Below are 25,959 nucleotides of genomic sequence, written 5' to 3'. Positions count from 1 at the left end.
GCTTACCCGGCCTACAAAATCCGTAGGCCCTTGCAAGCGCAGCGCCGCCGGGCAAACAAAATGTCAGGCGCGATCTACGGTAAACGCAATCACATCACCCAGTTGCTCGGCGCCCAGCGCCAGCATCACCAGACGATCAACACCCAGCGCCACGCCGGAGCAGTCCGGCAGTCCCGCTTTTAACGCACCCAGTAAGTTGTGGTCGATAGGCTGTTGCGGCAGGCCGCGTGCGGCACGCTTGCGGTTATCCTGTTCGAAACGCTGTTGCTGCTCCCGGGCATCGGTCAGCTCATGGAAACCATTCGCCAGTTCAATACCTTTAAAGTAAACCTCGAAGCGCTCCGCCACACGGTGGTCTTCCGTGCTGATTTGCGCCAGTGACGCCTGGCTTGCCGGGAAGTGATAGACGAAGGTCGGGCGATCTTTACCAATCTGCGGCTCAACACCAAAGGTAAAGAGCATCTGCAGCAGCGTATCGCGATCTTCTTCGGTATCGGCAATGTTGCTGAGATCCAGTTTTGCTGCCGCTTCACGCAGTTGCGTTTTGTCAGCCGAGAGCGGATCAATCTCCAGATGACGCTGGAAAGCCTGCTGATAAGAGAGCGTTTCGGCTTCCGGGCACTCCAGCACCTGTTGCAGCAGGTCGTCCACCTCGTTCATCAGGCGGTACATGTCATAGTGCGGACGGTACCACTCCAGCATGGTGAATTCCGGATTGTGATGACGCCCCATCTCTTCATTGCGGAAACTGCGGCACAGTTGGTACACCGGGCCACATCCGGCTGCCAGCAGGCGTTTCATGTGGTATTCCGGGCTGGTCATCAGATAGAGATTCATCCCCTGAGAGTGACCAGGGCCAACAAAACGGGTTTCAAACGGCACCAGATGAATATCCGTGACCGTCGCCTGACTCATGCAGGGCGTTTCCACCTCCAGCACTCCGCGGTCGGCAAAGAAGCGGCGGATCTCCGCCATAATCGCTGCGCGTTTTAACAGATTGGGGATGGATGCGCTCGGCTGCCAGGTGGCCGTTTCGCTCATGAGAATTTCTCCGATTTCAGACAAGGGGACGAAGTCTACTCGCAACCCAGGGCGGAGACAAATTTTGCCCAGTGAATTTTAGGGTTTTCATAACTTCCAATAATTACGTGACGCAATTCATCAATTGCAGTGATAAATGAAGGGAAATAACCGCAAAAAAATCGAACACGTCAAATTTCCCTTCTTTCCCTGCGGCTATACTGCGTTACCCATAAAGGAGCAGTGGAATCGCTTTCGCATTCGCCCTCCGGGGCCCTGCACTACCCCAGGGTAGTCGTGATGCGAATATCAAAAATCTGGAGGAATGTCGTGCATACCTTTCAAGCCGATCTTGCCATTATAGGCGCTGGCGGAGCAGGATTACGCGCAGCGATAGCTGCAGCCCAGGCTAATCCGAACGCTAAAATCGCCCTGATTTCAAAAGTATACCCAATGCGCAGCCATACGGTTGCCGCCGAAGGGGGATCCGCCGCCGTCGCGCAGGATCATGACAGCTTTGATTATCACTTCCACGACACGGTGGCCGGCGGCGACTGGCTATGCGAGCAGGATGTCGTTGATTATTTCGTCCATCATTGCCCGACGGAAATGACCCAGCTTGAGCAGTGGGGTTGTCCGTGGAGCCGCCGGGATGACGGCAGCGTCAACGTGCGTCGCTTTGGCGGCATGAAAATTGAGCGTACCTGGTTTGCCGCCGATAAAACGGGCTTCCATATGCTCCACACCCTGTTCCAGACATCACTCCAGTTCCCCCAGATCCAGCGCTTCGACGAACATTTCGTCCTCGATATTCTGGTCGATGACGGCCAGGCTCGCGGCCTGGTGGCGATGAATATGATGGAAGGTACGCTGGTCCAGATCCGCGCCAATGCTGTGGTGATGGCGACCGGCGGTGCCGGACGTGTCTACCGTTACAACACCAACGGCGGCATTGTGACCGGCGACGGAATGGGCATGGCGCTACAGCACGGCGTTCCGCTGCGCGATATGGAGTTCGTGCAGTATCACCCAACCGGCCTGCCGGGTTCCGGTATTCTGATGACTGAAGGCTGCCGCGGTGAAGGCGGTATTCTGGTCAATAAGAACGGCTATCGCTATCTGCAGGATTACGGCATGGGCCCGGAAACGCCGCTGGGAGAGCCGAAGAACAAATATATGGAGCTTGGTCCGCGCGATAAAGTGTCTCAGGCCTTCTGGCATGAGTGGCGCAAAGGCAACACCATCCCTACCCCACGCGGCGATGTGGTCTACCTTGATCTGCGCCACCTGGGTGAGAAAAAGCTGCTGGAACGTCTGCCGTTCATCTGCGAACTGTCCAAAGCCTATGTCGGCGTCGACCCGGTTAAAGATCCGATTCCTGTGCGTCCCACCGCACACTACACCATGGGCGGTATCGAAACCGATCAGCAGTGTGAAACCCGCATTCAGGGCCTGTTTGCAGTGGGCGAATGCTCCTCCGTTGGCCTGCACGGGGCTAACCGTCTCGGTTCAAACTCGCTGGCGGAACTGGTGGTGTTTGGCCGTCTGGCCGGGGAGCAGGCCGTTGCGCGCGCCGCTGCCGCCGGTGTGGCTAACGACGCCGCGCTCGATGCGCAGGCAGCCGATGTCGAGCAGCGCCTGAAAAATCTGGTGAATCAGGAAGGCAGCGAAAACTGGGCGAAGATCCGCGATGAGATGGGGCTCTCTATGGAAGAGGGCTGCGGTATTTACCGTACGCCGGAGCTGATGCAGAAAACCATCGATAAGCTGGCTGAGTTGCAGGAGCGCTTCAAACGCGTGCGGGTGGCGGATACCTCCAGCGTCTTCAATACCGATCTGCTCTACACCATTGAGCTGGGCCACGGGCTGAATGTTGCCGAATGTATGGCGCACTCCGCCATGGCGCGTAAAGAGTCGCGCGGCGCGCATCAGCGTCTGGATGAAGGCTGCACCGAGCGTGACGACGTGAACTTCCTCAAGCACACCCTCGCTTATCGCGATGCGGACGGCACGACCCGTCTGGACTACAGCGACGTGAAAATCACCACGCTGCCACCAGCGAAACGCGTTTACGGTGCAGAAGCGGAAGCAGCCGATAAGAAGGAGACGGCGAATGGCTGAGATGCAAACCCTGAAAGTCGAAGTGGTGCGCTATAACCCGGAAGTGGATAGCGCCCCGCATAGTGCTTTCTATGAAGTCCCTTACGATGAACAGACCTCCCTGCTGGATGCGCTGGGTTATATCAAAGACAATCTGGCACCGGACCTGAGCTATCGCTGGTCCTGCCGTATGGCCATTTGCGGCTCCTGCGGCATGATGGTCAACAAGGTGCCTAAGCTGGCCTGTAAAACCTTCCTGCGTGAATACCCGAAGGGCATGAAAGTCGAGGCTCTGGGGAACTTCCCGATTGAGCGCGATCTGGTGGTCGACATGACCCACTTTATCGAAAGCCTGGAAGCCATTAAGCCATACATCATTGGTAACCCGCGCACACCGGATCAAGGGCCTAACAAACAGACCCCGGCGCAGATGGCCAAATACCATCAGTTCTCCGGCTGTATCAACTGCGGTCTGTGCTATGCCGCCTGCCCGCAGTTTGGCCTGAATCCGGAGTTTATCGGGCCAGCAGCCATTACCCTGGCGCACCGCTACAACGAAGACAGCCGCGATCACGGTAAGAAAGAACGTATGACGCAGCTGAACGGCCAGAACGGCGTATGGACCTGTACCTTTGTCGGCTACTGCTCGGAAGTCTGTCCGAAGCATGTCGATCCGGCCGCCGCGATCCAACAGGGTAAGGTGGAAAGTTCGAAAGACTTTCTTATCGCCACCCTGAAACCACGCTAAGGAGTGCATGATGACGACTAAACGCAAAGCCTATGTACGGCCGATGCCGTCCACCTGGTGGAAAAATCTGCCGTTTTATCGCTTCTATATGCTGCGTGAAGGCACAGCAGTACCGGCGGTGTGGTTCAGCATTGAGTTGATGTACGGCCTGTTTGCTCTTAAACACGGTCCGGAAACCTGGGCCGGTTTCGTCGGGTTCCTGCAGAATCCGATTGTGGTGATCCTGAATATCATCGTGCTGGCGGCGGCGCTGTTGCATACCAAAACCTGGTTTGAACTGGCGCCAAAAGCGGCAAATATTATCGTGAAAAACGAAAAACTTGGGCCAGAGCCAGTCATTAAGGGACTCTGGGTGGTGACTGCGGTGGTAACCGTGGTGATTCTTGGCGTAGCCCTGTTCTGGTAAGGAGACCATCGTGATTAATCCAAATCCAAAACGCTCTGATGAACCCGTCTTCTGGGGTCTTTTTGGAGCAGGCGGTATGTGGTGCGCCATTATCGCGCCAGTCATTGTTCTGCTGGTGGGCATTATGCTGCCGCTGGGGCTCTATCCTGGCGATGCGCTGAGCTACGAGCGGGTGCTGGCCTTTGCGCACAGCTTTATTGGTCGGGTATTCATCTTCCTGATGATTGTTCTGCCGCTGTGGTGCGGTTTGCACCGTATCTATCACGCCATGCATGACCTGAAGATCCACGTGCCTAACGGTAAATGGGTATTCTACGGTCTGGCGGCTATTCTGAGCGTCGTCACGCTGGTTGCCGTGGTCTTTATGTGATCTCTCCCCCGCTCTCCCGCCTGCCGGTGGGAGAGCAAAATTCCTGACAGGTTCTACACTTAACAAAAATCCTGTAAGGATATTCTTATGCGCATCCTGCCTGTCATCGCCGCAGTTACCGTTGCGTTTCTGGTTGTTGCCTGTAGCTCCCCTACCCCACCCCGGGGCGTGACGGTTGTTCGTCCTTTTGAAGTCCAGCGATTCCTTGGCACCTGGTATGAAATTGCCCGCTTTGACCACCGTTTTGAACGTGGACTGGAAAAAGTGACAGCGAATTACAGCCTGATGCAAGACGGGGGAATCCAGGTGATCAACCGGGGCTACAATCCTGCACGCGGCATGTGGCAGAAGGTGACGGGCAAGGCGTACTTTACCGGCGCGTCTGATACCGCAGCGCTGAAAGTCTCCTTCATAGGCCCTTTTTATGGCGGTTATAACGTGATTGCGCTGGATAAAGATTACCGGCATGCGCTGGTGTGCGGGCCAGATCGCGATTATCTGTGGATCCTCTCCCGCACACCGACGATTTCAGATGAGATGAAACAAGCGTTACTGGATTCTGCAACGCGTCAGGGATTTGATGTCAGTAAGCTTATCTGGGTTGAGCAGACCCATTAATGGGTGCTGAGCTTCAGCCCGATAATACCGGCAACAATTAATGCGAGACTGGCAATACGCGCCAGACTCGCAGACTCACCCAGCAGTAAAATCCCGGTAATGGCCGCCCCTACCGCACCGATCCCCGTCCATACGGCATAAGCCGTTCCCACAGGCAGCGAACGCATCGCCCAGGAGAGCAGCACGATGCTTACAATCATGGCAGAGACGGTAATCACGCTGGGGGTGAGACGCGTAAAGCCGTGGGTATATTTCAGGCCGATGGCCCATACGACTTCGAGTAAACCGGCAATAAAAAGGATGATCCAGGACATTTCAGGCTCCTTAACTTAAATAACAGTCTGGGGCCGTCCCCGATGAAAGAAACACTTACAGGTCGTCCTGTAAGGGATAAGAATTTCCTATTGTGAAGAGCTTGAATTCTTTTTTCAACTCGTTTGTTTTATTCAATAGTTGAGACATTAAAGCCAGGAAATAGACGCAATTCGCAGCGAAATTCAGTCATTTATTACTCACCCGACTTCTTTATGATGGGGCACTTCCTGATAGCAGGAAGCGACTATACTTTGCCAATTGCGAAATAAAATGTTCAAAATTCTCTTGATTGACCGGTGTCATTACACCCGTAAGGGCCTGGAAATGTGGATCAATCATTCAGGGCTATTTCCTTCACCCGTGCTGGTGACGGGCCTTAACAATCTCTTTCTTGCCAGAGAGCATATCCTGCAGTGGAAGCCGACGCTGGTTATCGCCGATTTTCAAGGATTTACGTCAGACATTCAGCATATCCAGCAGCTCTCTTCGGTGATAAACGCCAGTAAAACTGTGCCTTTCATTTCGCTTCATTCCGATGAACACCCTGAAATGTCAGCCTTTATGGATACCTTTCCTTTGTGGGCGTCGTTGTCTAAAACGGCCCCGCTGGACGTACTGGCCCAGACGATTAACGCCGCATTAGCCGCACAGGAAGTCAGTGGGCCAGGGCCTGCCGCGACGCCATTATTGACGCGCCAGGAGGAGAAGGTGTTGATGTTGTGGATGGATGGCGCCAGCAACCACATCATTGCCAGCAAACTGAGGATTCATGGAAAAACGGTTTATACCTACAAGCGCAATATTCGCATGAAATTGCACATGGATACCCGGTACTCGCCGTTTCTGTCACTGCCCTGAGCGATAAACTGAGGGTACGGCGATTCAATATTCAACACCGTACCGCCCAAAATTACGCCTGTGCTTTAGTTCTGTGCTTTAGTTGCCGCACCAGAAATCGCGCTGCCGCCAGAGGAGATATCCTCACCGACGCCGCGAGTGGTATTACAGGCGGTTAATACAGATGAAAGCACCAGGACAGAAAAGATCGCTACACATGTTTTCTTAAGAATAATGTCTTCCTTTTTTAGGCAAAGTTATTTTGTACAGCTACATAAGCATAGCCAGGATCCCGACGAGTGCCGGAAAAGGAAGAATTTTTAGGAAAAGTAGAAAGTATCAGGAGGCGGCGTGCGAAATAGCATTACCCAGGCTTCTGATATCTTCCCCGACACCACGAGCGGTGTTGCAGCCGGAAAGCAGAGCGCTGGCAATCATTGTCATCAGGATAATTTTGAGTGTACGCGACATCTTCCATGACCCTTCTTTAGAATAGTAAGGCGCAGCAGACCGCTGCGCCCAGCATCCCGGAATGAATTACTTCACGCGAGAAACGTATTCACCAGAGCGAGTGTCAACTTTGATCACTTCGCCAGTCTGGACGAACAGTGGAACTTTAACCACAGCGCCGGTAGACAGCTTAGCTGGCTTGCCGCCAGTACCTGCGGTGTCACCCTTCAAACCTGGATCGGTTTCAACGATTTCCAGCTCAACGAAGTTTGGTGGGGTCACAGCGATAGGCTGACCGTTCCACAGGGTCACGATGCACTCAGCCTGATCCAGCAGCCATTTAGCGCTGTCGCCGACAGCTTTCTCATCAGCAGAGAGCTGTTCGAAAGTAGAGTTGTTCATGAAGTGATAGAATTCACCGTCGTTGTACAGGTAGGTGAGGTTCATATCAACAACGTCTGCGCCTTCAGCAGAGTCGGTGGATTTGAAGGTTTTCTCGATACGGGTACCGGTCAGCAGGCGGCGCAGCTTAACGCGTGCGAATGCCTGGCCTTTACCTGGTTTCACGAATTCACTGGCTTCAACCGCGTACGGTTCGCCATCCATCATGATTTTAAGACCGGCACGAAAATCGTTGCTATAGTAAGTCGCCATAAGGCCCTCTGAAATTGTTAACTGGTAGCTAAGCCACAAAATGGCGCATATTGTAACCCTAAACACCCCATCCAGAGAAGATTGGTTATTGCAACTTGCCGATGTAATCACCAGTCCTGATGAACTGCTACGTCTTTTAAATGTAGACGCTAACGAAAAACTCCTTGCCGGACGGGAAGCGAAGCGCCTGTTTGCGCTGCGTGTTCCTCGCGCTTTTGTTGCACGCATGGAAAAAGGCAACCCTGATGATCCGCTCTTAAAACAGGTGCTTACTGCGCAGGATGAGTTTATCACCGCCCCCGGTTTTAGCACCGATCCCCTTGAAGAGCAGAACAGCGTGGTGCCCGGTTTGCTGCACAAGTACCGTAATCGCGCACTATTGCTGGTTAAGGGCGGTTGCGCGGTAAATTGCCGGTACTGTTTCCGTCGCCACTTCCCCTATGCCGATAACCAGGGGAACAAGCGTAACTGGCAGACGGCGCTTGATTACATCGCCTCTCATCCGGAACTGGATGAGATCATCTTCTCCGGCGGCGACCCTTTGATGGCGAAGGATCACGAGCTGGACTGGTTAATTACACAGCTGGAAGCGATCCCGCACATTAAACGGCTACGCATTCATAGTCGTTTACCGATTGTTATCCCGGCACGTATTACCGATGAGCTGACTCACCGGCTGGGGCGTTCTACACTCCAGATCCTGTTAGTGAACCATATCAACCATGCCAACGAGATTGACGATGCGTTTCGGGATGCCATGTCCAGGTTGCGTCGGGCAGGCGTGACATTACTCAATCAAAGCGTTCTGCTGCGTGGCGTGAATAACAGTGCCGCGACGTTAGCCGATCTGAGTAATGCTCTGTTTGATGCCGGGGTGATGCCCTATTACATCCATGTGCTGGATAAAGTGCAGGGTGCTGCGCACTTTATGGTCGATGATGAGGAAGCGCGCACCATAATGCGTGAATTGCTTACCCTGGTGTCAGGTTATATGGTGCCTAAACTGGCGCGTGAGATTGGCGGTGAACCGAGCAAGACGCCGCTGGATCTGGGATTAAAGCAGCATTAATTAAATTGCCTGTTTCACAGGAAGCAGGCAAATTCGATTTTAATTTTTGAGCTATGCCCGTCGTAATATAGATACATATTAATGTTAGTAGATTAGGTAAATATAAATACTACGAATAATTCTTGTTATTATAACAGAAAATACAGAAGATTATCTGTATGTTTTCTTATAAACTATTGTATTCAATTTCACTTTACTTTTGTTTAACATCATGCAGAATCCTCTGCCGGGACCGTCCACGCTAATAACAAGTGAAAATACATGGGAAATAGTTTGTATCGCAAGGAAGCGATTGAATATAAGAAAAATCACTGGAAAGGAAAAGCATTATTGTTGGCAGGAATGCCTGCATGGCTTATAAGCCTGCTGGCCTTTGCATTTTTAGTCATACTGATCTCAACGCTCACTTTTTGCAGCTATACCCAGCGTATTGACGTCCGCGGAGAAGTGATTACGCATCCTCACTCAATAAACGTTTACGCTCCCCAACAAGGATTTGTCGTTAAAAAGCATGTGGAAGCCGGAGACATTGTCGTTAAAGGCACACCGCTTTACGAACTGGATGTTTCACGTACGACGGTTATTGGCAATGTAACCGATGCGATGAATGCCGCCATCTCAGAAAAAATCCTTAATGCCGAAGAGATCATCAATAAAACTTTAATTAATAAAAAAGAGACGCTCGAAGCCCTTGATACCCAGGTTAAGCAATATGAGAGCTCGCTCAAAGAGACGAAAGTGATGCTTGCCAACGCTGGCACAGGCCTGAAAAAGATGAAGGATAACCTGTCCAGCTATGACTCCTATCTTAAGCAAGGGTTGATTACCAAAGATCAATATAACTACCAGCACTCTCTCTATTTTCAGCAACAGGGTACCTATCAATCCCTTATTAGCCAGAAAATGCATCTCGAATCGCAACTCACCCAATTAAAGAGTGATATTGTGATTAAAGCTGCCGATTTTGATAATCAGATCTCCAGTCAAAAAAACCAGATAAATGATTTCAAAAATCAAGCCGTGGAATCAAACGCCAACGGTAATGCGGTTATTAAAGCCACAGCAGCAGGCAAGATTGAATCCGTAGCCGTAACGGTGGGTCAGATGGTTGATAAAGGCAGTAGCCTTGCACAAATTAAACCCACCGGAAATATCGAGTATTATTTAATACTGTGGTTGCCTAATAACAGTATCCCCTACGTCAAACCCGGGGATACGGTTAATATTCGCTATGATGCATTTCCTTCCGATAAGTTTGGTCAGTTTCCGGGAGAAATTATGTCTATCTCCTCTGTACCCGCTTCTCGTCAGGAAATGGCTGAGTACACTAACGTTACAACAGGGGCCAATCAACAGGAGTTCGCGCTTTATAAAGCAATAGTAAAAATAAAACATACGAGCTTCATCTACAACGGAAAGAAACTTGAATTGTCCAATGGCTTAAAAGCACAGGCGATTGTTTTCCTTGAAGAGCGTCCGCTTTACATGTGGATGTTTACTCCATTTTATAAAATTGCCCAGAGCGTAAGTGGACCAATCAATGACTAAGGCCTTATTTAAAACGATTACAGAACAGCTGAACTTTTCTTTGCGAAATAAAACGCCCGTTATTTTGCAGGCAGAAGCGTCAGAATGCGGTATCGCATGCCTGGCAATGGTCGCCGGTTTTTATGGCCTGAATATCGATTTGTTTAATTTTCGCCAGCGCTTCGGCAGCCCGAGCCAGGGCACGACGCTGCTATCCTTAAGCCACACAGCGGAACGTGCAGGTCTGAAAAACCGTGCGCTTTCCCTCGATCTGGATGAAATTCGGCAACTGAAGTTACCCTGCATTCTCCACTGGGGAATGAATCACTTTGTCGTTTTGACGCAAGTAAAAAAATCGAGTTTCGTTGTTCACGATCCCGCGCTGGGCAAACGCGTCATCGGCATGCAGGAGATGTCCAACTATTTTACCGGCGTGGCCCTCGAACTGTGGCCCGATCACTCTTTCCGGCAAGAAAAAGCGAAAACGCAATTACGCTTGCTGGATTTGATGAGAAATATTGTTGGTCTCAAAAGCACCTTACTTAAGCTGTTTGCCTTTTCTGTTGTTATTGAAGCTATCGGTCTTTTATTACCAGTCGGTACACAACTGGTTACCGACCATGTGATTATGGCGCATGACCAGAGCTTATTATCCGTCATTTGTATTGGACTGGTATCCTTTACGTTATTTTGTACCTTCATTAGCATGTTGCGCGCGTGGACGTCGCTCACGCTAAACACCTTAACCAATATTCAGTGGAAAACGACGCTGTTTGATCACCTCACCAGCCTGCCGCTCTCATTTTTTGAAAAGCGGCATTTGGGGGATATCCAGTCTCGATTCTCCTCGCTGGATGTGATTCGTTCGACCTTTACGAACAGTATCGTCACCGGGGTTATTGATTCAATCATGACTATCGGCCTGCTCATCATGCTGACGCTATATGGTGGCTGGCTGGTATGGGTGGTGGTAGGTTTTACAGCCTGCTATGCCATTATGCGTTTAGGCACTTATCGTTTTTATCGCCGTGTTTCTGAAGAGCAGGTCATTAAAGGAGCGCGTTCAAGTTCCCATTTCATGGAATCCCTGTACGGCATCTCTACAATCAAAGCGCTTAATTTAAGAGAGAGACGCTCTAAATACTGGCTTAATATCAACGTGGATGCCTGTAACGCTGGCATTAAGCAGACCCGGTTTGACATGATGTTTAGCGGCATTAATACGTTCATATCGACCATCGATCAGGTGGTAATTTTATGGCTGGGCGCCTTGATGGTCATCGATAATAATATGACTCTCGGTATGTTTATGGCGTTTAACGCCTACCGCGGCCAATTCTCTCAGCGAGCCTCAAGCCTCGTCGATCTCTTTATGCAGGTTCGCATGTTATCTTTGCATAACGAGCGACTGTCAGAAATTGCCTTTAGCGAGCCGGAAGCGGAGATGCCTACCCGCCGCGTATTTGAAGAAAACACAGGCGTGAAACTTGAGATTAAAAATCTCAGCTATCAGTACGATCCTTTTTCACAACCTATATTTTCCCAGTTGGATCTCACCATCTCCCCCGGGGAGTCAGTCGCTTTAGTGGGCCCATCAGGTGTAGGCAAAACGACTTTACTGAAAGTGATGTGCGGTCTTCTTGCGCCGACAACGGGTGATGTCCTGGCTAACAATCTCGATATTAACAAGATTGGCCTGAATAACTATCGCCTGAGTACATCCTGCGTGTTGCAGGAGGATCGCCTGTTTTCTGGCTCTATAGCTGAAAACATCAGCTGCTTTGAAGACAATGCAGATCAAGCGTTTATTGAGCAATGCGCCCGAAACAGCAACATCCACAATGAAATCATGAAAATGCCGATGGGCTATGAAACGATAATCGGTGAGTTAGGATTAGGGATTTCTGGTGGGCAGAAGCAACGCATACTGATTGCCCGGGCGCTTTATCGCAAGCCAAGTATCTTATTTATGGATGAGGCGACAAGTCACCTCGACCTTGATAATGAATCATACATTAACCAGGCGATCTCGAATCTAAGCATTACACGCGTGATTGTTGCACATCGTCCTTCAATGATTGCCTCTGCAGATCGGGTTATCGATTTATCTACCCATAAAACGACCTTCCAGTCCGTTTAATAACTCAAAGGGAAAACGCCAACATGGAAATCAAAGGCATAAATACTGTACCAATCAAACAGGGTGAACGCCTGTCCGTTATGACCTTAAAGGTAAGGGATAACACTGACAACGAGCATATACTCTTCATGCAAATGTCTACCCTCGTTGATTTCCTTATCATTCTTAATAACCGTATGTATAAGGTTTCTCAGCGCATAAAAGAACGAGGGGAGAGTTACAAAGCAGGGTTGATGGCTACTATTGAATCGTTGACTAAAAATATCCCTCAAATTACTGCGCAAGAGGTTATGCAACCCGATACCGGCAAACTGGTCATGTCTATGGCACCCAAATTTGCCGATGAAGGATTCACGCTGATTATGTCACTCAATAATCAGCATGTTGTTACTCTCGATATTGGTGACTTAGAGGCTGAATTTATTATGATGGCGATCGTCAAAGCGATTGAAGCCTCTAATGATAAAGAAGCGTTCCAGATGATGGGATCGATTCTGGATTTCATCCTGCTTTATAACGTTGACTTAGCGAATGTCGAAAATTTGCGCTATCTCGAGATTAAGCACGAGCCGTGGAAAGAGAGCCTTTTTGCGCATCATCTGGCGGTCTTGTATTGCTTTAATACTGAAAACGGAAAGAAAATCCTTGCCGGCACGGTAATTAAATCTAATGCTCAGCCGAACACGCCGGAAGCTGACAATATTATTCAGCGAGTGGCCTTTTTAACCCCGTCGATTAAAGAGATTCAGGGGAAATATACCCTGTGTCAGACCTTTAGCAGAATTATTCCATCACAGCCTGAAAAAACCCTGGCGAAAGCAAACTGCCTTAAAGCGCTTCAGAACTTCTGTCTTGAGACGCAGGGAACACTGTCTCAGTAAGTTGCGTCGGGCTGAAAAACAGGTTCCATTAACGGCTTGTACGGGTTGCCCTCTCCCGATGGAGAGGGATAATCCGACGTTGAATCAGTTCGGGCACTTATAAACCTGGCCCTGCATTTCGCTGGCGGTCGGGACAAAACTCGACAGCAAGCCCTGGGTTGGGCTGCTCACGCCATAAATCACGTTCCCGCCCATCTCCGCTGCATGATTACGCAGAGCGTTTGCCGCGCCGCGCATTGAACCGCCCTCTTCGCCATGCTGCCCAGAAAGCCAGTTACTTTGTTTACCGGTTGCGGTACCGACCAGCTGACATTCACTGCCCGGCTTATCTTCTACAAAGCGAACGCTCTGCCCACCAGAAGAGAGTTCGTTACCGGAACTACAACCCGCCAGCAGCAACGCTGCCGCTACGATCCCTGCACCCACTTTAACGCGCATGTTATTCCTCGTTTTCAATAAGCTGGGCACGTGCTGCCCGCGTCTAAACCTTATACCTAAAAGATGACCAAAAGAAAAACCCCCGATCATTTCTGACCGGGGGTTTGTTCATTTCTGCGAGGTGCAGAACAACATGATTACATCATGCCGCCCATACCACCCATGCCGCCCATACCACCAGCAGCACCTAAATCAGGCGCATCGCCTTTTGGCAGGTCAGTGACCATGCACTCGGTGGTGATCATCAGGCCAGCAACAGAGGCCGCGTACTGCAGAGCAGAACGGGTCACTTTAGTTGGGTCCAGGATACCGAAGTCGATCATGTTACCGTACTCTTCGGTAGCGGCGTTGTAACCGTAGTTACCTTCGCCCGCTTTCACCATGTTCGCCACAACAGACGGCTCTTCACCGGCGTTGGAAACGATCTGACGCAGTGGCGCTTCCATTGCGCGCAGCGCAACTTTGATACCTACGTTCTGATCTTCGTTCTGAGCGGTCAGGCCAGCCAGTTTCGCTGCAACGCGAACCAGAGCAACACCACCACCGGCAACCACGCCTTCTTCTACCGCAGCACGGGTCGCGTGCAGGGCGTCGTCAACGCGGGCTTTCTTCTCTTTCATCTCAACTTCGGTAGCGGCACCGACTTTGATTACTGCTACGCCGCCTGCCAGTTTAGCAACGCGCTCCTGCAGTTTTTCACGGTCGTAGTCAGAGGTCGCTTCTTCGATCTGCTTACGGATCTGAGCAACACGGCCCTGGATGGCATCTTCTTCACCCACGCCATCGATGATGGTGGTGGTGTCTTTGTTGATAACAACGCGTTTCGCCTGACCCAGGTCTTCCAGCGTCGCTTTTTCCAGCTCCATACCGATCTCTTCGGAGATGACGGTACCGCCAGTCAGGGTAGCGATATCCTGCAGCATCGCTTTACGGCGATCGCCGAAGCCAGGTGCTTTAACCGCTGCCACTTTCACGATGCCGCGCATGGTGTTAACCACCAGGGTCGCCAGCGCTTCGCCTTCAACGTCTTCAGCGATGATAACCAGCGGCTTGCCTGCTTTCGCAACGGCTTCCAGCACTGGCAGCATTTCGCGGATGTTGGAGATTTTCTTGTCAGCCAGCAGGATGAACGGACTTTCCAGCTCAACAGCGCCAGTTTCTGGCTTGTTGATGAAGTATGGAGAGAGGTAACCGCGGTCGAACTGCATACCTTCAACCACATCCAGTTCGTCTTCCAGACCGGTACCGTCTTCAACGGTGATCACGCCTTCTTTACCGACTTTATCCATCGCTTCAGCGATCAGTTTACCTACGGTTTCGTCGGAGTTAGCGGAGATGGTACCCACCTGAGCAATAGCTTTAGAGTCAGAGCACGGTACAGACAGCGCTTTCAGCTCTTCAACAGCGGACGCGACAGCTTTGTCGATACCACGTTTCAGATCCATCGGGTTCATACCCGCAGCAACGGCTTTCAGACCTTCAGTGATGATAGCCTGCGCCAGTACAGTTGCGGTGGTGGTGCCGTCGCCTGCAGCGTCGTTCGCTTTAGAGGCAACTTCTTTCACCATCTGGGCACCCATGTTTTCGAACTTGTCTTCCAGCTCGATCTCACGCGCTACGGAAACACCATCTTTGGTGATGGTTGGTGCGCCGAAGGATTTATCCAGAACCACGTTACGGCCTTTCGGGCCCAGGGTCACTTTAACTGCGTCTGCCAGTACGTTTACGCCGCGCAGCATTTTCACACGAGCGTCGTTACCGAATTTTACGTCTTTAGCTGCCATTTTAATCTTTCCCTTAAATTCGTATGTTCAGTGTCGTTCGCGGATTACGCTTCAACAATTGCCAGAATGTCGCTTTCGGACATGATCAGCACTTCTTCATTGTCGATCTTCTCGGATTTCACACCGTAGCCATCGTTGAAAATGACGATGTCACCAACTTTAACGTCCAGCGGCTGCACATTTCCGTTTTCCAGAATGCGACCTTTACCGACAGCGATGATTTCGCCACGCGTTGATTTTGCTGCTGCAGAACCGGTCAGAACGATGCCGCCCGCAGATTTGGTTTCAACTTCTTTACGTTTGACGATCACACGATCATGTAACGGACGAATACTCATTGATAGCTCTCCTTTGAGAAAGTCATTATCAGTTATGGGTGACGCCGGGCCGTAAGCGGTTTTCCGGCTAGTGCCCTGAGAGATGGGGATGGGGTTTTACCCCTTCAAGGGGTAGTCGAAAAAAAATTTGTGAAAGTGTTACCATCGCCTCTCTTTTGATGGCGGCAGGACAATGGAATGAGTGGACTCAAACAGGAGCTGGGACTCGCACAGGGTGTTGGCTTACTTTCAACCTCTTTATTAGGCACGGGGGTGTTTGCCGTACCGGCGCTAGCGGCCCTGGTGGCGGGTGATAACAGTCTGTGGGCCTGGCCGGTGCTTATTGTATTGGTCTTCCCGGTGGCGATTGTCTTTGCCCTTCTCGGGCGACACTTCCCGAGCGCCGGTGGCGTGGCGCACTTTGTCGGCATGGCGTTTGGCCCGCGTCTGGAGCGCGTTACCGGCTGGCTGTTTCTCTCTGTTATTCCGGTAGGCTTACCTGCCGCCCTGCATATTGCGACGGGGTTTGGCCAGGCGTTGTTTGGCTGGCATGACGCGCAGCTCTTGCTGGCTGAACTGGGTACGTTGGCCATCGTCTGGTGGGTCGGTTCACGCGGCGCCAGTTCCAGCGCCAATCTGCAAACCCTGGTGGCGGTGCTGATTGTGGCGCTGATTGCCGCTATCTGGTGGGCAGGGGATCTTCAGGTGACACAGATCCCCTTCCCTGCCTTAACCGATCTCGATCATTCGCAGCTTTTCGCCGCCCTTTCCGTCATGTTCTGGTGTTTCGTCGGTCTTGAAGCCTTTGCGCATCTGGCCTCCGAGTTTAAACAGCCGGAACGTGATTTCCCGCGGGCGCTGATGATAGGGCTGCTGCTGGCAGGTACGGTCTACTGGGCCTGTACGGTGCTGGTGCTTCATTTTACTGCCTATGGTGCCGATATGGCTGCGGCGGCCTCGCTTCCCGCCATCGTGGTCCAGCTATTTGGCGTGAAAGCGCTGTGGGTTGCCTGCGTGATTGGCTATCTCGCCTGCTTCGCCAGTCTGAATATCTATATCCAGAGCTTCGCCCGGCTGGTGTGGTCCCAGGCGCTGTACAAACCCGAAAGCCCCCTCGCCCGCCTGTCCAGACGCCAGCTACCGCTCAACGCCCTGAACGCGGTGCTGGGCTGCTGTGTGATAAGCACCCTGGCAATCTACTGGCTGGATATCAACCTCGACGCGCTTATCGTCTATGCCAACGGCATCTTCATCATGATCTATCTGCTGTGCATGCTGGCGGGATGTCGCCTGCTGAAAGGACGCTATAAAGCGCTGGCGATAATCGGTGGGGTACTCTGCTTACTGCTGCTGGCGATGGTGGGATGGAAGAGTCTCTACGCGATTGTGATGCTGGCGGGGTTGTGGGTCTTTTTACCGAAGCGGAGCGTTGTGTAAACGCCGGATGGCGCTTCGCTTATCCGGCCTACGGTTTCGTAGGCCCGTGCAAGCACAGCGCCGCCGGGCTACTGACATCAACGGTCGTCTTTATGATCCAGACGGTCGCGCTGGTCATCCTTGCGCTGGTACTCCCCGTCAAAGGTCTCCCCACCGCCCGTTCCGGCGCTGAATCCACCACCCGGCATGCGGTTAAAACGCAGATGCGGCATCAGCTTCAGCGTCAGGAGCTTTTGCACTGGCGGAACGAGCAGCAACAGGCCAAGGAAGTCGGTGAAAAAGCCGGGAATAATCAGCAGGATCCCACCAATAATCAGCGATACGCTTTTGACCATCTCCGCTGCCGGACTCTCCCCGGCGGCCATCTTCTGCTGCATTAACAGGAAATTTTTGAAACCCTGGTTGCGCACCAGTGACATGCCAATCACCGATGTAAAAATGACCAGAATCAGGGTCAGCAGGACGCCAAACACGTGGGCGACCTGAATAAAAATAGAAATCTCTATATAAACATAAAGAAAGATTGCAGCTAACGGTATCCAGCGCACTGGCTTCTCCTGTGTGGCAGACGCCGTTACGGCCCCTGTCGGTAACAATTTGCGATTCGCGTCTGTCAGAAATGGAGGCGTTTAGTCAAAATTCAATCGGTTTGCACGGATATTTTTTCTGGAAATATTAAAGCGGTGATTCATTTCACAGATTGATAAATATCATGTCGCCGGGTCCATAATAAGTGATCCAGGTTACGGCAATTCGCTATCATCAGCATATCATTCCGGGTATCTGGTCGATTCAGGGGATAATCGTCGGTCAGAAAATAGACATAACCACATATGTACTGTGTGTTTAGTACATCAATCGGCAGCTTGAAAAGAAGGTTCACATGTTAAACAACATTCGTATCGAAGAAGATTTGTTGGGTACCAGGGAAGTTCCAGCGGATGCCTATTATGGTATTCACACTCTGAGAGCGATTGAAAACTTCTACATCAGCAACAGCAAAATCAGCGACATCCCTGAGTTTGTGCGTGGCATGGTGATGGTGAAGAAAGCGGCAGCAATGGCAAACAAAGAGCTGCAAACCATTCCAAAAAGCATCGCCAATACCATCATCGCCGCCTGCGATGAAGTGCTGAACAACGGCAAGTGCATGGATCAATTCCCGGTAGACGTCTATCAGGGCGGCGCGGGTACGTCAGTGAACATGAATACCAATGAGGTACTGGCAAACATCGGCCTCGAGCTGATGGGCCACCAGAAAGGTGAGTACCAGTACCTGAACCCGAACGATCACGTCAATAAATGCCAGTCTACCAACGACGCCTATCCGACCGGTTTCCGTATCGCCGTATACGCTTCCATCGTGAAGCTGGTTGATGCCATTAACCAGCTGGGCGAAGGTTTCCAGAACAAGGCCGTCGAATTCCAGGACATCCTGAAAATGGGTCGTACCCAACTGCAGGACGCGGTGCCAATGACTCTCGGTCAGGAGTTCCACGCATTTAACGTGCTGCTGAATGAAGAGACCAAAAACCTGATGCGCACCTCTGAGCTGCTGCTTGAGGTGAACCTGGGTGCAACGGCGATTGGTACGCGTCTGAATACCCCGGACGGCTATCAGCAGCTGGCGGTGCAGAAGCTGGCCGAAGTCTCCAACCTGGCGGTGGTGCCAGCAGAAGACCTGATTGAAGCCACCTCCGACTGCGGCGCCTATGTGATGGTGCACAGTGCGCTGAAACGCCTGGCGGTGAAACTCTCCAAGATCTGTAACGACCTGCGCCTGCTCTCTTCCGGGCCACGTGCCGGTCTGAACGAAATCAACCTGCCGGAATTGCAGGCGGGCTCCTCCATCATGCCAGCCAAAGTGAACCCGGTGGTACCAGAGGTAGTTAACCAGGTGTGCTTCAAGGTCATCGGCAACGACATTACCGTTACCATGGCTTCCGAGGCGGGTCAGCTGCAGCTGAACGTTATGGAACCCGTGATTGGCCAGGCGATGTTTGAATCCATTCATATCCTGACCAACGCCTGCTACAACCTGCTGGAAAAATGCATCAACGGCATCACCGCCAACAAAGCGGTATGTGAAAGCTACGTCTATAACTCCATCGGGATCGTGACTTACCTCAACCCGTTCATCGGTCATCACAACGGCGACATCGTCGGTAAGATCTGTGCGGAAACCGGTAAGAGCGTACGAGAGGTCGTACTTGAGCGTGGCTTGCTGACAGAAGCCGAGCTGGATGATATCTTCTCCGCGCAAAACTTAATGCACCCGGCCTATAAAGCAAAAAGATATACGGATGAAAGTGAACAATAACAGTTCAGGTTAAACTTCATGAAGGCACGTCAGATGACGTGCCTTTTTTCTTTTTAGGCGTTACCTAAACACAACAATTTAATATCAACTTGTTAATAAGCAAGGTAGGAACTTATGTTCGGAGCAGAACTCGTCATCGTCCTGTTGGCGATATACTTAGGCGCAAGACTCGGGGGGATCGGCATCGGTTTCGCCGGGGGTCTCGGCGTGCTTGTCCTCACTCTCTTTCTCCAGATTAAACCCGGTGCTATCCCGTTTGACGTTATTGAAATCATCATGGCGGTTATCGCCGCTATCGCAGCCATGCAGGTTGCAGGCGGTATGGACTATCTGGTGAGTCTGGCGGAGCGTATGCTGCGCCGTCATCCAAAATACATTACCTTCCTTGCTCCGCTGGTCACCTGGTTTATGACCATTCTGGCCGGTACCGGCCATACTGCATTCTCCACCCTGCCAGTGATCACCGAAGTGGCGAAAGAGCAGGGCATCCGCCCCTCCCGTCCGCTCTCTATTGCCGTTGTCGCCTCGCAGATTGCCATCACCGCCTCGCCCATCTCGGCGGCAGTGGTGTTCTTTGCCGGTATCCTTGAGCCGCTGGGCGTGAGCTATCTGACGCTGCTGGCGATCTGTATTCCGGTGACCCTGATTGCCGTGATGATCACCGCGGTGTTCTGTAACTTCCTCGGCGCCGAGCTGAAAGACGATCCGGTCTATCAGGAGCGTCTGGCAAAAGGCGAAGTGAAGCTGCGCGGCAGCCAGGCGTTTATCCTGAAGCCACACGCTAAACGCTCCGTACTGCTGTTCCTGATCGGCATTGTCGCGGTGATGTTCTACGCCACCGCCATCAGTGATACCGTTGGGTTGATCAAGAACCCGGTCCTGCCGCGTAACGAAGCGATCGTGGTGTTTATGCTGACCATCGCCACGCTGATTAGCATCACCTGTAAAATCGACACCAGCGAAGTGCTCAACGCCAGCACCTTCAAATCCGGTATGAGCGCCTGCGTGTGTGTACTGGGCGTGGCCTGGCTGGGCGATACCTTTGTAAAAGCGCACATTACCGATATCCAGACCGTGGCGGGCGACCTGCTGCATAACTACCCGTGGTTGCTGGCGGTGGTGCTGTTCTTTGCCGCGACCCTGCTCTACTCTCAGGCGGCCACCACCAAGGCGCTGATGCCAGCCGCACTGATGCTGGGCGTCTCACCGCTCACCGCCATTGCCTCTTTCGCTGCCGTCTCCGCGCTGTTTGTGCTGCCAACCTACCCGACCCTGCTGGCCGCGGTCGAGATGGATGACACCGGCTCAACCCGCATCGGTAAATACGTCTTCAACCACGCCTTCCTGATCCCGGGCGTGATCGCCATTACCCTGTGCGTGATCCTCGGCTTCATCATCGGCGGGATTGTGCTGTAAATCCTTTTTGGTTGTAAAAAGAGTTAAAGTCGGGCCGCTTAGCGGCCCGATTCATTAATGAGCAGCGTCCCGTCGTGGTATAGTGATTTTTTTGCGATAACGAGGTCGACCTGTGAACACGCCTGACACTGTTGTTGTACTCTGTACCGCCCCCGATGAAGCTACCGCTCAGGATTTGGCTGCCAAAGTCCTGGCAGATAAGCTCGCCGCCTGCGTGACCATCCTCCCCGGCGCCACCTCCCTTTACTACTGGGAAGGCAAACTGGAACAGGAGTATGAAGTGCAGATGCTGCTCAAATCGAGCGTTGCGAAACAGCAAGCGCTCCTCGACTGCCTCAAATTGCATCACCCTTACCAGACTCCGGAGCTGCTGGTGCTGCCAGTGCTCCACGGCGATAACGACTATCTCTCATGGCTCAACGCTTCCTTACGCTAATCCTGCTGCTGTGCAGCACATCCGTCTTTGCCGGGTTGTTTGATGCACCCGGCCGCTCGAACTTCACCCCTGCCGATCAGGCTTTCGTCTTCGATTTTCAGCAAAACCAGCATGAACTAAATCTCAACTGGAATGTGAAGGAGGGCTATTACCTCTATCGCAAGCAGATCAGCATTACGCCCGCTCAGGCGCAGGTCGGCAAACTCCAGCTGCCTGCTGGCGTCGCCCACGAAGACGAATTCTACGGCAAAAGCGAAATCTACCGGGGCCAGCTGTCTGTTCCCGTGACGGTGGATCAGGCCGCTAAAGGCGCCACCCTGACGGTCACTTATCAGGGCTGTGCCGACGCCGGGCTATGCTATCCGCCAGAGACGAAAGTGGTGCCGCTGAGCGAAGTCAAAGCGGCTGCTGCATCTCTTCCCGTCTCTCCTGAGAAGAGGGAAACGGCCCCAGCAAAAACCGGCAGTGAACTGCCCTTCTCCGCCCTCTGGGCCTTGCTGATCGGCATTGGCATCGCCTTCACGCCGTGTGTGCTGCCCATGTACCCGCTCATCTCCGGTATCGTGCTCGGCGGTAAGCAGCGCCTCTCTACCGCCCGCGCGCTGTTGCTGGCGTTTGTCTACGTGCAGGGGATGGCGCTCACCTATACCGCTCTCGGTCTGATCGTCGCGGCGGCTGGGCTCCAGTTTCAGGCGGCGCTCCAGCATCCATGGGTGCTGATCGGGCTGTCAGCACTCTTTGTCCTGCTGGCACTGTCGATGTTTGGTCTCTTCAGCCTGCAGTTGCCTTCCTCCCTGCAAACCCGCTTAACGCTGATGAGCAACCGTCAGCAGGGCGGCTCCGTGGGGGGCGTGTTTGCCATGGGCGCCATCGCCGGGCTGATCTGCTCGCCCTGCACCACAGCGCCACTCAGCGCGATCCTGCTCTATATCGCCCAGAGCGGCAATATGTGGCTCGGCGGTGGCACGCTCTATCTTTACGCCCTGGGAATGGGTCTGCCGCTGATTCTGGTGACGGTATTTGGCAACCGTCTGCTGCCGAAAAGCGGCCCGTGGATGGAGACGGTCAAAACCGCGTTTGGCTTTGTCATCCTGGCCCTGCCGGTCTTCCTGCTCGAGCGCGTGATCGGTGATGTCTGGGGCCTGCGCCTGTGGGCGATGCTGGGCGTGGCCTTCTTTAGCTGGGCCTTTATCAGCAGCCTCAGTGCCCGCAAGCCCTGGGTCCGCATTGTGCAAATCCTGCTGCTGGCCGCCGCGCTGGTCAGCGTGCGTCCGCTACAGGACTGGGCATTTGGCGCACCGGCCGCGCAAAGCCAGGCCCACCTGAATTTTATGCCGGTTAAGAACGTCGATGACTTACATCGCGCGCTGGCTCAGGCGCAAGGAAAGCCGGTCATGCTCGACCTCTACGCTGACTGGTGCATCGCCTGCAAGGAGTTTGAAAAATACACCTTCAGCGACCCGCAGGTGCAAAATGCTCTGAACGATACCGTTCTTTTGCAGGCTAACGTCACGGCAAACGGTCCAGAGGACAAGGCCCTGTTGAAGGCACTCAACGTGCTCGGTCTGCCCACCATCCTGTTTTTCAACGCTCAGGGTGAAGAGCAGCCCGCGCAACGGGTAACGGGCTTTATGAATGCCGCCGCGTTCAGTGCGCATTTGCGCAATCGCCAACCGTAAACGACACTTTAAGCGGGAAAGTACGAAAGTAGACGGAGGAATAAACCGTGCAACGTGAAGATGTTCTGGGCGCAACCCTGCAGTTGCTTGAAATACAAGGGATAGCCAGCACCTCGCTGGAGATGGTTGCTGAACGTGTTAATTATCCTCTGGATGAACTACGTCGTTTCTGGCCCGATAAAGAGGCGCTGCTGTACGATGCCCTGCGCTACCTGAGCCAGCAGGTGGATACCTGGCGCAGGCAACTGATGCTTAACACCGAGCTCTCGGCGGAGCAAAAACTCATGGCGCGCTATTCCGCGCTCACCGAATGCGTGCGTAATCACCGCTATCCGGGCTGCCTGTTTATTGCCGCCTGCACCTTTTACCCGGATCCCGACCATCCGATCCATCAACTGGCCGATCAGCAAAAACGCGCCTCTCATGACTTTACGCATGAATTGCTGACCACCCTTGAAGTGGACGACCCGGCGATGGTGGCCAAGCAGATGGATCTGATCATAGAAGGCTGCCTTAGCCGGATGCTGGTGAATCGAAGCCAGGCTGATGTCGATACTGCCCAGCGGCTGGCGGAAGATATTCTGCATTTCGCGCAATGTCGTAAAGGTGGGGCGCTGACTTAAGCCAGCATCCCCGCCCAGGCGGAAATGAAGAGACAGAGCGCCATCAGGCGCTGAAAACGCACCATGGGGGCAGGGGTGCGAAACAGCCTGTTTACCGCCTGCCCCAGCCATGCCCAGCACAGCAGGCAGGCCACCGAAATCAGTAAAAACCAGAGCGCCATCAGCGCGATCTCCCGCAATGCCCCCTCTCCCGCCGGTGCAAACAGGCTGACAACTGCCAACGCCATCATCCAGGTTTTGGGATTGATAATCTGCAATAGCGCCGCGGCACGCGCGGTGAAGCGGGTATAGGTATGCCGGGATAAATTTGCCGCAGGCGCGCAAAAAAGCTGCCAGCTCATCCAGCTTAACCACAACACCCCGGCCCAGCTCATCACCTGGCGCACCAGTGGATACTGCCGCAGCGTCTCGCCCGCTCCGGCTCCCGAAATCAGCACAATGGCGCTGGCTGCCGCGCAGGCGCTCACCAGCGCAGGCAGGGTCGCCTTCACGCCGTAATGCTGGCTGTTGGTCAGAATAAGGATATTGGTGGGGCCTGGGGTTATCGAGGCGACAAAAGCAAACAACAGAAACGGCAACATATTCACAGGTGGCTCCTTTTTATAAGAGCCCTGACATTGCCGTTATTTTCTGGAAACGTCTGGAAGGTTTGTGCACAACCTCCGGTAGTGGGCAGGCGTAATGCGATAGGCGCGCTGGAACCAGCGCCCGAGATGGCTTTGATCGGCAAACCCCAGCGCTGCCGCTACATCGACGGGCTGATCCCCACGCGCCAGAAACTGCCGTGCTTTTGCCAGCCGCAGCTGAATCAGCCACGCATGAGGGGCCAGATGAAACTCACGCTTAAAGCAGCGGGTGAGCGTGAAGCGATCGGTGCCCGTCTCCCGGGCCAGATCGGAGAGGCCAATATTGTCGCCCAGGTGGGCATAGAGATAGTCCCGCGCCCGGTGCGCCACCGCCGCGCTCTGCAACTGTGAGGGCAATTTTCTGCGCCAGTGGCAATGGGAGGTCAGTTGAGAGAGCAGATTATCCATCGTGCTTTGCTGGACGATCTTCATCTCGTCAGTGTGCAGCGTCGCAAAGGTGTCGCCAATGGCGCGTACCAGTTGCGGCTCGCGGGTCAGGGTCTGCGTGAAATGCAGCGAATAGCTGCCGGGCGTCGAGTCATACAGGCCATGCAGGGTCTGGGTCAACCAGCGCTCATCAAGATAGAACGTCAGATAGGTGAAGCCCCCCGCAACAGGGGCATCACCGTCGTGGATCTCACCCGGCTCAAGCAGAAACGCATCACCCGGATGGCTACGATGACGTTCACGACGGCAATGAAACTGCTGGGTACCGCTGAGGGTGATGCCAACCAGATAACTGTCGTGCCAGTGAGGATCAAAGGCATGCCCTTCAAAGTGCGCCTTGATCGTTTCTATTCCCGTATCTGCATGCTGTCGCAGCTCAAGCCAGTCTTTCACTGTCGCGCCCCCTTTTTGGCTGTCAGCATTGCCCGAGATGACCTTTCTGTCTGGAAGATTTGTGCAAAATCGACGCACAAACTGACAGATTGCCGCAAACTTAAGCAGTTGAACAGCAATTCCCGAAATAAGGTTGACGATTGTACGTGATTACGGTTTAATGCGCCTCGTTGCCCGGATAGCTCAGTCGGTAGAGCAGGGGATTGAAAATCCCCGTGTCCTTGGTTCGATTCCGAGTCCGGGCACCACTATTTAAAGAACCCGCCCAAAAGGCGGGTTTTTGCTTTTGGAGAGCCGGACTCTTCATCGAACGATGTTCGATTATTCGCCGCAAGCGGCTCACCCCTCCGGGGCCAGCGCGACAAGCGCGCTGTTCAACGCCTGCGGCGTTAGTCCGAGTCCGGGCACCACTTTTTAAAGAACCCGCCCAAAAGGCGGGTTTTTGCTTTTCAGGGTTCTGTCAGCTCCCCCTCCTTCAAGCCTGCTTATGGCCTCTTGCATCTCTCACGTAACGTATCTCTGCGTGCCGCAGACAGCGATTCACCCCACTGACATCTTTGATACAACATCGCTTAAAAAGGGCCTCATAACGCGACTCAGTGCGCCAGACATGTATCAGTTAAAAGATCGGCTACTGGTACATGCGCGATCCTGTTGAAAAGGGGAAATAAACGAAGAAAGAAATACATTCAGGCCGGATAAGCGCAGCGTCGTTCGGTGTGCTGCGGCGCAGAAACGCAAAAAGCCCATCCGTGAGGATGGGCTTTCGGCTTGTTTGATACCTGGCAGTTCCCTACTCTCGCATGGGGAGACCCCACACTACCATCGGCGCTACGGCGTTTCACTTCTGAGTTCGGCATGGGGTCAGGTGGGACCACCGCGCTACAGCCGCCAGGCAAATTCTGTAA

At 52.9% G+C, this 25,959-nt stretch carries 27 protein-coding genes, 1 tRNA gene and 1 rRNA gene; 17 read left to right on the top strand and 12 right to left on the bottom strand.

Annotation, left to right across the window (positions count from 1 at the left end):
- Window positions 1-63: 63 nt before the first annotated feature.
- Window positions 64-1,041 carry an elongation factor P--(R)-beta-lysine ligase gene (epmA, locus tag C3406_RS14845; protein ID WP_103177957.1) on the bottom strand — a complete coding sequence of 326 codons (978 nt, stop codon included), beginning with the start codon at window positions 1,039-1,041 and terminating at the stop codon, window positions 64-66.
- A 309-nt stretch (window positions 1,042-1,350) separates the two neighbouring features.
- On the opposite strand from epmA, the gene frdA reads away from it, so the two are divergent.
- The 5 genes from frdA (at window position 1,351) to C3406_RS14820 (ending at window position 5,262) form a co-directional block, all read left to right on the top strand.
- Entirely contained in the window at window positions 1,351-3,141 is a 1,791-nt protein-coding gene (frdA, locus tag C3406_RS14840) for a fumarate reductase (quinol) flavoprotein subunit (protein WP_103822987.1), read from the top strand.
- Complete coding sequence (locus tag C3406_RS14835) at window positions 3,134-3,868, top strand: succinate dehydrogenase/fumarate reductase iron-sulfur subunit (RefSeq protein WP_103177955.1); 735 nt, start codon at window positions 3,134-3,136, stop codon at window positions 3,866-3,868. Before frdA ends, C3406_RS14835 begins: the two co-directional genes overlap by 8 nt.
- Window positions 3,869-3,878: 10 nt before the next feature.
- Window positions 3,879-4,274 (top strand): fumarate reductase subunit FrdC, encoded by a 396-nt coding sequence (gene frdC / locus C3406_RS14830; protein WP_103822986.1) that lies wholly within the window; start codon window positions 3,879-3,881, stop codon window positions 4,272-4,274.
- 10 nt (window positions 4,275-4,284) lie between these two features.
- Entirely contained in the window at window positions 4,285-4,644 is a 360-nt protein-coding gene (gene frdD, locus C3406_RS14825) for a fumarate reductase subunit FrdD (RefSeq protein WP_103822985.1), read from the top strand.
- Between the two features lie 87 nt (window positions 4,645-4,731).
- A complete protein-coding gene (locus C3406_RS14820; protein WP_103822984.1) occupies window positions 4,732-5,262 on the top strand; it encodes a lipocalin family protein in 531 nt (176 codons plus the stop codon).
- Here the strand turns inward: C3406_RS14820 and sugE are convergent.
- Window positions 5,259-5,576: a quaternary ammonium compound efflux SMR transporter SugE gene (gene sugE / locus C3406_RS14815; protein WP_014882209.1), complete on the bottom strand. Its 318-nt coding sequence runs from the start codon at window positions 5,574-5,576 to the stop codon at window positions 5,259-5,261. The two genes, C3406_RS14820 and sugE, sit on opposite strands and share 4 nt — an antisense overlap.
- A 271-nt stretch (window positions 5,577-5,847) precedes the next feature.
- Between sugE and C3406_RS14810 the strand changes: the two genes are divergently transcribed.
- On the top strand, window positions 5,848-6,435 hold the full coding sequence (locus C3406_RS14810) for a helix-turn-helix transcriptional regulator (RefSeq protein ID WP_103822983.1): 588 nt from the start codon (window positions 5,848-5,850) through the stop codon (window positions 6,433-6,435).
- A gap of 65 nt (window positions 6,436-6,500) precedes the next feature.
- On the opposite strand, the gene ecnB is transcribed toward C3406_RS14810, so the two are convergent.
- From ecnB to efp, 3 genes are all read right to left on the bottom strand, one after another.
- The gene (ecnB, locus tag C3406_RS14805) at window positions 6,501-6,647 is read right to left on the bottom strand and encodes a lipoprotein toxin entericidin B (RefSeq protein ID WP_103177950.1); all 147 of its coding nucleotides are present in this window, start codon (window positions 6,645-6,647) and stop codon (window positions 6,501-6,503) included.
- Between the two features lie 106 nt (window positions 6,648-6,753).
- On the bottom strand, window positions 6,754-6,858 hold the full coding sequence (locus C3406_RS14800) for an entericidin A/B family lipoprotein (protein WP_370463885.1): 105 nt from the start codon (window positions 6,856-6,858) through the stop codon (window positions 6,754-6,756).
- A 93-nt stretch (window positions 6,859-6,951) separates the two neighbouring features.
- On the bottom strand, window positions 6,952-7,518 hold the full coding sequence (gene efp, locus C3406_RS14795; RefSeq protein ID WP_103822981.1) for an elongation factor P: 567 nt from the start codon (window positions 7,516-7,518) through the stop codon (window positions 6,952-6,954).
- Window positions 7,519-7,558: 40 nt separating this feature from the next.
- Between efp and epmB the strand changes: the two genes are divergently transcribed.
- The 4 genes from epmB to yjeJ all read left to right on the top strand — a co-directional run bounded on the left by epmB (window position 7,559) and on the right by yjeJ (window position 13,135).
- A complete protein-coding gene (gene epmB / locus C3406_RS14790; RefSeq protein WP_103822980.1) occupies window positions 7,559-8,587 on the top strand; it encodes an EF-P beta-lysylation protein EpmB in 1,029 nt (342 codons plus the stop codon).
- A gap of 261 nt (window positions 8,588-8,848) precedes the next feature.
- Window positions 8,849-10,135, top strand: coding sequence for an HlyD family secretion protein (locus tag C3406_RS14785; RefSeq protein ID WP_103822979.1), 1,287 nt, complete (start codon window positions 8,849-8,851; stop codon window positions 10,133-10,135).
- Entirely contained in the window at window positions 10,128-12,254 is a 2,127-nt protein-coding gene (locus tag C3406_RS14780; RefSeq protein WP_103822978.1) for a peptidase domain-containing ABC transporter, read from the top strand. Before C3406_RS14785 ends, C3406_RS14780 begins: the two co-directional genes overlap by 8 nt.
- 23 nt (window positions 12,255-12,277) lie before the next feature.
- Window positions 12,278-13,135 carry a YjeJ family protein gene (gene yjeJ / locus C3406_RS14775; protein WP_103822977.1) on the top strand — a complete coding sequence of 286 codons (858 nt, stop codon included), beginning with the start codon at window positions 12,278-12,280 and terminating at the stop codon, window positions 13,133-13,135.
- Window positions 13,136-13,219: 84 nt separating this feature from the next.
- Here the strand turns inward: yjeJ and C3406_RS14770 are convergent, their stop codons facing one another.
- From C3406_RS14770 to C3406_RS14760, 3 genes are all read right to left on the bottom strand, one after another.
- The gene (locus C3406_RS14770) at window positions 13,220-13,573 is read right to left on the bottom strand and encodes a DUF4156 domain-containing protein (protein WP_103822976.1); all 354 of its coding nucleotides are present in this window, start codon (window positions 13,571-13,573) and stop codon (window positions 13,220-13,222) included.
- 137 nt (window positions 13,574-13,710) lie between these two features.
- Window positions 13,711-15,357: a chaperonin GroEL gene (gene groL / locus C3406_RS14765; RefSeq protein ID WP_103822975.1), complete on the bottom strand. Its 1,647-nt coding sequence runs from the start codon at window positions 15,355-15,357 to the stop codon at window positions 13,711-13,713.
- Window positions 15,358-15,401: 44 nt separating this feature from the next.
- Window positions 15,402-15,695 (bottom strand): co-chaperone GroES, encoded by a 294-nt coding sequence (locus tag C3406_RS14760; RefSeq protein ID WP_032616151.1) that lies wholly within the window; start codon window positions 15,693-15,695, stop codon window positions 15,402-15,404.
- Window positions 15,696-15,872: 177 nt separating this feature from the next.
- On the opposite strand from C3406_RS14760, the gene yjeH reads away from it, so the two are divergent.
- On the top strand, window positions 15,873-17,111 hold the full coding sequence (gene yjeH, locus C3406_RS14755) for an L-methionine/branched-chain amino acid transporter (RefSeq protein ID WP_103822974.1): 1,239 nt from the start codon (window positions 15,873-15,875) through the stop codon (window positions 17,109-17,111).
- A 77-nt stretch (window positions 17,112-17,188) separates the two neighbouring features.
- On the opposite strand, the gene C3406_RS14750 is transcribed toward yjeH, so the two are convergent.
- Window positions 17,189-17,659, bottom strand: a complete 471-nt coding sequence (locus C3406_RS14750) for an FxsA family protein (protein WP_103822973.1) — start codon at window positions 17,657-17,659, stop codon at window positions 17,189-17,191.
- A 335-nt stretch (window positions 17,660-17,994) separates the two neighbouring features.
- Here C3406_RS14750 and aspA point away from each other — a divergent pair, with 335 nt between their 5' ends.
- The 5 genes from aspA (at window position 17,995) to C3406_RS14720 (ending at window position 23,585) form a co-directional block, all read left to right on the top strand.
- A complete protein-coding gene (aspA, locus tag C3406_RS14740; protein WP_103822972.1) occupies window positions 17,995-19,431 on the top strand; it encodes an aspartate ammonia-lyase in 1,437 nt (478 codons plus the stop codon).
- A 114-nt stretch (window positions 19,432-19,545) separates the two neighbouring features.
- The gene (locus tag C3406_RS14735) at window positions 19,546-20,847 is read left to right on the top strand and encodes an anaerobic C4-dicarboxylate transporter (RefSeq protein WP_103791334.1); all 1,302 of its coding nucleotides are present in this window, start codon (window positions 19,546-19,548) and stop codon (window positions 20,845-20,847) included.
- Between the two features lie 112 nt (window positions 20,848-20,959).
- Window positions 20,960-21,283, top strand: a complete 324-nt coding sequence (gene cutA, locus C3406_RS14730) for a divalent cation tolerance protein CutA (RefSeq protein WP_103822971.1) — start codon at window positions 20,960-20,962, stop codon at window positions 21,281-21,283.
- Window positions 21,259-22,962 carry a protein-disulfide reductase DsbD gene (locus C3406_RS14725; protein ID WP_103822970.1) on the top strand — a complete coding sequence of 568 codons (1,704 nt, stop codon included), beginning with the start codon at window positions 21,259-21,261 and terminating at the stop codon, window positions 22,960-22,962. Before cutA ends, C3406_RS14725 begins: the two co-directional genes overlap by 25 nt.
- A 47-nt stretch (window positions 22,963-23,009) precedes the next feature.
- Entirely contained in the window at window positions 23,010-23,585 is a 576-nt protein-coding gene (locus C3406_RS14720; RefSeq protein WP_103822969.1) for a transcriptional regulator, read from the top strand.
- Here C3406_RS14720 and C3406_RS14715 read toward each other — a convergent pair.
- Entirely contained in the window at window positions 23,582-24,172 is a 591-nt protein-coding gene (locus tag C3406_RS14715) for a LysE family translocator (protein WP_103822968.1), read from the bottom strand. The genes C3406_RS14720 and C3406_RS14715 overlap by 4 nt on opposite strands.
- 36 nt (window positions 24,173-24,208) lie before the next feature.
- On the bottom strand, window positions 24,209-25,051 hold the full coding sequence (locus C3406_RS14710; protein ID WP_103822967.1) for an AraC family transcriptional regulator: 843 nt from the start codon (window positions 25,049-25,051) through the stop codon (window positions 24,209-24,211).
- A 172-nt stretch (window positions 25,052-25,223) separates the two neighbouring features.
- Between C3406_RS14710 and C3406_RS14705 the strand changes: the two genes are divergently transcribed.
- A tRNA-Phe gene (locus C3406_RS14705) sits at window positions 25,224-25,299 on the top strand.
- Window positions 25,300-25,831: 532 nt separating this feature from the next.
- On the opposite strand, the gene rrf is transcribed toward C3406_RS14705, so the two are convergent.
- Window positions 25,832-25,947: ribosomal RNA gene (gene rrf, locus C3406_RS14695) — 5S ribosomal RNA — on the bottom strand.
- Between the last annotated feature and the right edge of the window lie 12 nt (window positions 25,948-25,959).

Source organism: Leclercia sp. LSNIH8 (genome assembly GCF_002920195.1).
In the GTDB taxonomy this organism is placed as follows: Bacteria; Pseudomonadota; Gammaproteobacteria; order Enterobacterales; family Enterobacteriaceae; genus Enterobacter.
This window is presented reverse-complemented; position numbering and strand designations above follow the sequence as displayed.

What these genes read in the sequence shown, in the direction of transcription:
- epmA (WP_103177957.1), bottom strand. Translation starts at nt 1,041, where the DNA reads ATGAGCGAAACGGCCACCTGGCAGCCGAGCGCATCCATCCCCAATCTG.
- C3406_RS14835 (WP_103177955.1), top strand. Translation starts at nt 3,134, where the DNA reads ATGGCTGAGATGCAAACCCTGAAAGTCGAAGTGGTGCGCTATAACCCG.
- frdC (WP_103822986.1), top strand. Translation starts at nt 3,879, where the DNA reads ATGACGACTAAACGCAAAGCCTATGTACGGCCGATGCCGTCCACCTGG.
- C3406_RS14820 (WP_103822984.1), top strand. Translation starts at nt 4,732, where the DNA reads ATGCGCATCCTGCCTGTCATCGCCGCAGTTACCGTTGCGTTTCTGGTT.
- sugE (WP_014882209.1), bottom strand. Translation starts at nt 5,576, where the DNA reads ATGTCCTGGATCATCCTTTTTATTGCCGGTTTACTCGAAGTCGTATGG.
- C3406_RS14810 (WP_103822983.1), top strand. Translation starts at nt 5,848, where the DNA reads ATGTTCAAAATTCTCTTGATTGACCGGTGTCATTACACCCGTAAGGGC.
- C3406_RS14800 (WP_370463885.1), bottom strand. Translation starts at nt 6,858, where the DNA reads ATGACAATGATTGCCAGCGCTCTGCTTTCCGGCTGCAACACCGCTCGT.
- efp (WP_103822981.1), bottom strand. Translation starts at nt 7,518, where the DNA reads ATGGCGACTTACTATAGCAACGATTTTCGTGCCGGTCTTAAAATCATG.
- epmB (WP_103822980.1), top strand. Translation starts at nt 7,559, where the DNA reads ATGGCGCATATTGTAACCCTAAACACCCCATCCAGAGAAGATTGGTTA.
- C3406_RS14785 (WP_103822979.1), top strand. Translation starts at nt 8,849, where the DNA reads ATGGGAAATAGTTTGTATCGCAAGGAAGCGATTGAATATAAGAAAAAT.
- C3406_RS14780 (WP_103822978.1), top strand. Translation starts at nt 10,128, where the DNA reads ATGACTAAGGCCTTATTTAAAACGATTACAGAACAGCTGAACTTTTCT.
- yjeJ (WP_103822977.1), top strand. Translation starts at nt 12,278, where the DNA reads ATGGAAATCAAAGGCATAAATACTGTACCAATCAAACAGGGTGAACGC.
- C3406_RS14770 (WP_103822976.1), bottom strand. Translation starts at nt 13,573, where the DNA reads ATGCGCGTTAAAGTGGGTGCAGGGATCGTAGCGGCAGCGTTGCTGCTG.
- groL (WP_103822975.1), bottom strand. Translation starts at nt 15,357, where the DNA reads ATGGCAGCTAAAGACGTAAAATTCGGTAACGACGCTCGTGTGAAAATG.
- C3406_RS14760 (WP_032616151.1), bottom strand. Translation starts at nt 15,695, where the DNA reads ATGAGTATTCGTCCGTTACATGATCGTGTGATCGTCAAACGTAAAGAA.
- yjeH (WP_103822974.1), top strand. Translation starts at nt 15,873, where the DNA reads ATGAGTGGACTCAAACAGGAGCTGGGACTCGCACAGGGTGTTGGCTTA.
- aspA (WP_103822972.1), top strand. Translation starts at nt 17,995, where the DNA reads ATGTTAAACAACATTCGTATCGAAGAAGATTTGTTGGGTACCAGGGAA.
- C3406_RS14735 (WP_103791334.1), top strand. Translation starts at nt 19,546, where the DNA reads ATGTTCGGAGCAGAACTCGTCATCGTCCTGTTGGCGATATACTTAGGC.
- C3406_RS14725 (WP_103822970.1), top strand. Translation starts at nt 21,259, where the DNA reads ATGGCTCAACGCTTCCTTACGCTAATCCTGCTGCTGTGCAGCACATCC.